General features: G+C 60.8%; 7 protein-coding genes and 1 tRNA gene. All 8 read right to left on the reverse strand.

Annotated features, from left to right (window positions below; translation table 11 throughout):
- A partial coding sequence (selA, locus tag AACS18_RS20865) for an L-seryl-tRNA(Sec) selenium transferase (protein ID WP_108613203.1) occupies window positions 1-1,398 on the reverse strand: 1,398 nt, incomplete at its 3' end.
- A 314-nt stretch (window positions 1,399-1,712) separates the two neighbouring features.
- Window positions 1,713-1,804, reverse strand: a tRNA-Sec gene (locus AACS18_RS20870).
- Between the two features lie 213 nt (window positions 1,805-2,017).
- Window positions 2,018-2,509: a hydrogenase maturation peptidase HycI gene (hycI, locus tag AACS18_RS20875; RefSeq protein ID WP_108613204.1), complete on the reverse strand. Its 492-nt coding sequence runs from the start codon at window positions 2,507-2,509 to the stop codon at window positions 2,018-2,020.
- On the reverse strand, window positions 2,509-2,922 hold the full coding sequence (locus AACS18_RS20880) for a formate hydrogenlyase maturation HycH family protein (protein WP_108613205.1): 414 nt from the start codon (window positions 2,920-2,922) through the stop codon (window positions 2,509-2,511). The genes hycI and AACS18_RS20880 overlap by 1 nt, the downstream gene beginning before the upstream one ends.
- On the reverse strand, window positions 2,915-3,730 hold the full coding sequence (locus AACS18_RS20885; RefSeq protein ID WP_005301886.1) for an NADH-quinone oxidoreductase subunit B family protein: 816 nt from the start codon (window positions 3,728-3,730) through the stop codon (window positions 2,915-2,917). The genes AACS18_RS20880 and AACS18_RS20885 overlap by 8 nt, the downstream gene beginning before the upstream one ends.
- The gene (locus AACS18_RS20890; protein ID WP_005345227.1) at window positions 3,730-4,287 is read right to left on the reverse strand and encodes a formate hydrogenlyase complex iron-sulfur subunit; all 558 of its coding nucleotides are present in this window, start codon (window positions 4,285-4,287) and stop codon (window positions 3,730-3,732) included. Before AACS18_RS20890 ends, AACS18_RS20885 begins: the two co-directional genes overlap by 1 nt.
- 9 nt (window positions 4,288-4,296) lie before the next feature.
- On the reverse strand, window positions 4,297-6,015 hold the full coding sequence (locus AACS18_RS20895; RefSeq protein ID WP_017784116.1) for a hydrogenase large subunit: 1,719 nt from the start codon (window positions 6,013-6,015) through the stop codon (window positions 4,297-4,299).
- Between the two features lie 80 nt (window positions 6,016-6,095).
- Window positions 6,096-6,813: respiratory chain complex I subunit 1 family protein (locus AACS18_RS20900; protein WP_108613206.1), on the reverse strand; the 718-nt coding region annotated here is incomplete at its 5' end.

Consider the following 6,813-nt stretch of genomic DNA (forward strand, 5'->3'; position numbering starts at 1 on the left):
CAGCAGTTCCATCTCGGTCGGCAGCAGGGTGGCCATATTGAGCAGCACCTTCTGCTGGCGCACGGTGGCGATGACAGGGACGGGCAGTTCGCGCAAATCATCGAGCAGCTGCTGGGCCGGGCGCGGGTCTGTGCATTCGAGCGCAGGGGCCGGGTAGAACTCGTCCGGCAAGGTGCCACCACCCACCACCAGCTGGGCGGGGACGGGCACAAAGCAGCCGGGCAGGGCGGCCATCAGCTGGTCGGCTCTCGCCTGCATGGCGGCAGGGTTGCTCAAAGTCCGTTGGGCAATACCCTCGCCGACGGGAGATTTGTTGAGCTTGTGGATGAGCAGGCGTTCCAGCAGGGAGTAGACGATGCGGCTTGGGCGGAAGGTGCGCATCATGGGGTGTTTTTCCAGCCGCTTGATAAGGTCGCTGCGGCCGCTGATGATGCCCGATTGCGGGCCCCCCAAGAGCTTGTCACCGGAGTAGCAGACCAGATCCGCTCCCGCCTTGATGTACTGGCGCACCGAGGTTTCATCCAGCGCAAACTCTTCGGTGGTCAAGCCCGAGCCCTGATCCACCGCCAGCACCACCTGTTCCGGCAGGGCGCGGGCTACCTCGCCAATATCGGGGGATTCGGTAAAGCCGCGAATGGCGAAATTGGATTTGTGCACCATCAGCACCAGCGAGGTCTGATCGGTGATGGCATCGAGGTAATCTTTGGCGGTGGTGATATTGGTGGTGCCCACCTCCACCAGCTTGGCGCCGGAGAGCGCCAGAATGTCGGGGATGCGAAAGCCGCCGCCAATCTGGATCTGTTCGCCCCGCGAGACGATCACCTCGCGTCCCTTGGCTATCTCCTGCAGCAGCAAAAAGAGCGAAGCGGCGTTGTTGTTGACCACCAGCGAATCCTCGGCCTGGGTTAGGCAACCGAGCAGGGGAGCGAGCAGCCCCTTGCGCCCACCGCGCTTGCCGGTGGTGAGATCCAGCTCCAGATTGTTGTACCCGGTGTTGAGGTCACGCACCTCGTCCCACAGCTCATGACTTAACGGCGAACGTCCCAGATTGGTATGCACCAGGGTGCCGGTGGCGTTGATCACCCGGGTCTGACGCTGGCGCAACTGCTGCCGACAGCGTTTGGCAATCAGCGCCTCGATCTGCTCGGGGGCGACGCCATGCTGGCGAAAATCTTCGCTCTGGCGCAGTTCGCTCAGGGTGTCGCGCACCGCCTGGGTCACCAGCGGGCGGCTCAGCGCCTCGATAAACCCGGCGAGAAAAGGTTGCTGCAGCAGCTGTTCTACTTGTGGCAGACGGAGCGTTGGTTGCTGGCTGGGCTGTTGCTGTGAATCGTCGGCAGCCTGACCTGATGCGGGCTGGCGATGGGGGATGGCTGGCGCGTGAGACGAGTTCGGCATGGGATTACCAGTGCAGTGCGTGGGTTCGGGATGCGCACCGGTTTGCCGATAGAGAGGCCGAGCTGACGGGTTATGGCACTGCTGGCGATTTGCGGATGACTGCAAACTGGGTGCATCAATGAGCGGGTATAAATTAATGCTGCATTGATGCTGATAAATTAATTTCTGGCCAGCGAGATAACCTGAGTTCGGATTATATTGGCAAGCGGCAAGCACCTTTACTAAGGTATTCTTTCAAACATATTGAACAAACGATGAAAATAAAACTCGGGCAGATAAACTCAACGAGAGAGTATTTTTTCAATAGATAAATTTGGCGGAAGAGGCAGGAATCGAACCTGCCAAAGCCTTCTCGGCTCACATCGGTTTTGAAGACCGAGGAGGCCACCAGACCCCATCAACTTCCGTAACGGTCGCCATTTTGTGGCAAATTTCTGTGACTGGCAACGCTTTTTTTGTCATAAAAAAGCGAGGGTTAGCGATTTTTTGAAAAATTCAAATAACCTTGTTTTATATCAAGTTCAGCACAATTAGCCCGATGTTTTTAATTTAACATCGGGCCTCGATCACATTACCGGAACCGTCGGTCAATAACGGTCGTTAACAACTCGATAAATAGTTATCGCTCGGCGTTGGCAATATTCCACTGGTCCAGTTGTTCTATTAACAAGCTGGTATCTTTGGCGGCATCAAGATGCTGATAAAGATAATCCATCGCCTCGCTCACCATCTCGGTCATCGGGAAGGAGAACGCCACGATGGCCGGTTGTACCCCGACAAAGATCACCTCTGGGACAAAGGTCTTGAGCTCGTCGATCAGGAAATTGAGCGGCATATTGTGGGTTGAGAAGATAAACATCTCGGCGATGGTCTCGGGGGGGATCACCTGCAGGGTTCCCGCCTTTTCGCCGATCTCGGCGGCATCCACCAGCACCACCCGCTCCGGTTGCAGCTCCCGCACCTTGTAGACCACATTTTCCGGCGCGATGCCGCCGTCGATATGGATCCAACCGGGCAGGGGAGCGGCTTGCAGTTTGTCGGCGAGGTAGGGGCCGGCACCGTCGTCCCCCATCATGGCATTGCCCACGGTCAACACGAGATTGCAGCCCATCAGCGGCTCCTTACCATCAGGTACATATGGGGGTCGTTAAAGAGGGCGGTCAGCTGATCCATAAAGGTGTTGGTCCAGCCCAGCTCCTGCTCATCGAGCACGCCTTCGGCTTTGCGCAGTCGGTCGAAGGCGCAGGCCAGCATATGGCAGTGCTCGCGATAGATGGTGATCTCGCCAAAGGTGAGAAACCCCTCCATCTTGCGGCGCGCTTCACTCCCCTCTGGCAGCTTGGCTACCCAGTCGCGATAACCGATCAGCGAGCAGACCAGGTCTGCTCGCAGGCAATCGACGATGCCGAGGTGGTGGCCGATGGCGAGGCTGTAGTACATCACCTCCTTTGCCTCTTCCGGCACGTCAAACTGCTCGTCGACGAACTTGCGCGAGAGGCGATAGAAGAAAACCTCGTCAGCCATGCACTGCCTCTCCCTTGCCGGCCGCTCGGTTGAGGCAGGCGTTTGCGAGGTTGTTGACGATCTCCGCCAGACGGGGATCGTCGTGCTGATCGAGGTAGCTCTGGATGCGCAGATCCACATCCTGCTGGGTCGCCCCTTCGAGCAGGGCCATAAACTCGTCGGCGATGATCCGCCCCTGACGATAACCGGCCATGCGGCGCGCTTCGCGCTCGATCATCACCCGGATTTCGTTGGGGATGCCGGTGTGGCGCAGCTCGACCCGCTCACCCGGTTGCACCTCGTGGCTGGTGGCTTTGAGTTTCTGCTCAAGCAGACCGAGCGCCACCGCAAAGCCGTAGATGGTGGCCGCCGGTGTGGGGGGGCAGCCCGGAATATAGACATCCACCGGCACGATCTTGTCGGTGCCGCCCCAGACGCAGTAGAGGTCGTGGAAGATGCCGCCGTCACAGCCGCAGGCGCCGTAGGCAATGCAGATCTTGGGATCGGGCGCCGCCTCGTAGGCGCGCAGGGCCGGTACCCGCATTGCCCGGGTCACCGCGCCGGTAAAGAGCAGGATGTCGGCGTGACGGGGGGAGGCGACCACCTTGATGCCGAAACGCTCGGCATCGAACAGCGGGGTGATGGTGGCGAAGATCTCGATCTCGCAGGCGTTGCAGCCACCGCAATCGACCCGGTAGACATAGGCCGAGCGGCGAATGTCCTTGAGCAGGGTCTTCTTGAGTTTGGTGATCTCGGGATCCTGTGCCAGCGGCACGGCGCGGGTATGGGCATGGCCGACAACCGGTTCTATGCCTTTGATCTTGCTCATCACATCCACTCCTTTTGTGCGGCCATCGGTGTGGCTATCGGTGTGATCAGGGCCGAGTCAGGCTGGCTCAGCATGCTCTGTTTTCGTTTGCAGTCGGGGCAGTGGTGCAGCCTTTCCGGGGTCGCCAGCGGCGTGCCCGCCTGCTTGAGGGTATCCTCCACCAGCGCCACCAGCTTGCTCGGGGCAAAGTAGGTGCCGCAAAGGGTGCAGGGGGCCAGCGCGAAGCGCGCCTCCTCATAGAGATCCGCCTTGTTGGTCACCGCCAGCTCGAACTCGGGGGAGAGGGCGATGGCGCGGGTCGGGCAGACCTCCTCGCAGCGGCCGCAGAAGATGCAGCGCGCCATGGAGATCTCCCAGCGCCGTTCGCCGGTCTCCATGTCCACTTCCATCACCAGCGCGTTGGCCGGGCAGGCCTTGGTGCAGGCGGCGCAGGCGATGCACTGATCCGCCTGATATTTGGGTTTGCCGCGAAAATCCCGGTTCACCTCGTAAGGGGCGAAGGGGTACTTGGCGGTCGGGGTGCCAGCCTTGAGGATGGTCTTGAACAGCTTGATCATGATGACCCCTTATTTCAGCGGAGAGTTTTTGCGATCGATGCCGTAGCGCTCGATCTCCTTGTAGGAGACCACGGTGGATTTGCCCTTCTTGGGGTCGACCAGGGTGACCCGGTCAGTACAGGAGTAGCAGGGATCCAGACTGCCGATGATGAGCGGCGCATCCGCCACGGTATTGCCGCGCAGCATGTAGCGCAGGGCGGGCCAGTTGGCGTAGGTGGCGGCGCGGCAGCGCCAGCGGAACAGTTTCTGGTTGTCCCCGGTCATGCTCCAGTGGACGTTCTCGCCGCGGGGCGCTTCGGTAAAGCCCAGCGCAAACTTGCCCGGCTGGTAGGTGAAGCCTTCGGTCAAAAGCGGCCCCTCCGGCAGGTGCTCAAGGCCGAACTCAATCATGTCGAGGGAGTCGTAGAGCTCGTGGATCCGCACCAGCACCCGGGATTGCACATCGCAACCCGCCTTGGTCTGGATCTCCATCGGCAGCTCGCGGTAACCAGCAAAGTCGTGGACCCGACGTACGTCGCGCTTGAAGCCGCTCGCCCGCACCATGGGGCCGACGCAGCTGAAATCGCGGGCAATTTGCGGGTCGAGCTTGCCGATACCGATGAGGCGGGAGGAGATATTGGCGGTATCCAGCAGCATGGCCACCAGGGGTTTGAGCTCATCACGCAGTTCCCGCACCAGTTGGGCACCCTTGATGCGATCTTCCTTGAAGATGTCGCGGCGTACCCCGCCAATCAGGTTGAGGCCGTAGGTCTTGCGGGCGCCGGTCAGCAGCTCGGCCAGGGTCATGGATTTCTCCCGCACCCGGAAGAACTGCATGAAGCCGGTGTCGAAACCGGTGAAGTGGCTCGACAGGCCGATGTTGAGGATATGGCTGTGCAGGCGCTCCACCTCCAGCAACACGGCGCGGATCATCTTGGCCCGCTCCGGCACCGGAATACCCATGGCGTTCTCCACCGAGGTGGTGTAGGCGACGCTGTGGGTAAAACCGCAGATGCCGCAGACCCGGTCGGTCAGAAACGCCACTTCGTTGTAGCCCATGCGGGTTTCCGCCAGCTTCTCCATGCCGCGATGGACATAAAAGAGGCGGTAGTCGGCATCGATGATGTCTTCGCCATCGACGAACAGACGAAAGTGGCCCGGTTCATCCGAGGTGATGTGCAGCGGGCCGACCGGCACGATGCGGTTGGCATCACTGCCCAGCTCGTTGACGAAGGGGTAGGTCTCGGTGTCGGTGGTGGGCATCGGGCGCTGGCGATAATCCATGGCGTCCTTGCGCAGCGGGTGGATATCCTCCGGCCAGTCATCCGGCAGTACCAGACGGCGTTCGTCCGGCAGGCCGATGGCGCGCAGGCCGTACATGTCGCGGATTTCCCGCTCGCCCCACACCGCCGCCGGAATGGTCGGGGTGATGGAGGGGTACTCCTGAGTATCGGCATCCACCAGCACCTTGACGGTGATCCAGCACTTGGTGTCGCCCTCCATGGAGAAGACGTGGTAGACGGCGAAGTGACCGTTGAGGCTGCGCTCGTCATTGGCAAAGGAGAGCGGAAGCCAGCCCCCCAGCTGGTGGAAGATCAGGCTGGCGGTTTCGACCAGACTGGTGGGCTTGACGGTGATGGTGGCCTGATCGGCGGTTTGCCACTCCTCGTCGACGATGGCGTGGGGCAGTTGTGCTCGCACCTGCTGGATGTAGTCGCAGCCGATGCGATCCGAAATGGCGATGGTCATGCAGTTCTCACTTTAATGTTCGGGAATGAGCATTCACAAATGATGAAATCGGAAAAAGTTGCTGTGCTGGCGGGCATGATTCAGATCCCGACCAGATAGGCGAGCAGCGCCAGCAGTGCCAGCCCCAACCCGTAGCGGGTGAGCTTGTGGGTGCGCACGAACTGGGTACGGGCCATGGCGTTTTCGATGATGCCAGCCAGTAAAAAGGCCACCAGCAGCTTGCAGGCGAGGATCAGCGCCGCGACGATGAGCGCAGGCAGACTCCAGTTGGCCGCCTTGCCGAAGGGCAGGAAAATCACCAAAAAGAGCTGCACCACCACCAGTTGCTTGAGGCCGATGGAGAGCTTGAGTAGGGCCAGGCCCGCACCGGAATACTCGGTGAGCGGCCCCTCCTGCAGCTCCTGCTCGGCTTCGGCGCAGTCAAAGGGCAGCTTGCCCATCTCGACAAACACCGCGAAGGCGCAGGCGGCGCCGGCCAGCAGGGTGGCGATGGGCGCGGCCAGCGGCTGGGTCGCCACATAACTGCTGATGTTGCCCAGATCCGAGCTGCCCACCATCATCGCCATGATGAAGCAGGCGAGCACCAGAATGGGCTCTACCAGAATGCCGAGGGTCAGTTCGCGGCGGGCACCGATCCCTGCAAACATGCTGCCGCTGTCGAGCCCCGAGAGGGAGAAGAAGAAGCGGAAGATGGCGAACAGATAGATGTCGGTGATGAGATCCCCGGCGATGGGGAAAGGGGACTCATGAGTCAGGGTCGGCAGCGCCATCCCCACCAGCAACAGGGCGGCGATGAGC

It is taken from the genome of Aeromonas sp. HMWF015, from assembly GCF_963878965.1.
In the GTDB taxonomy this organism is placed as follows: Bacteria; Pseudomonadota; Gammaproteobacteria; order Enterobacterales; family Aeromonadaceae; genus Aeromonas; species Aeromonas veronii.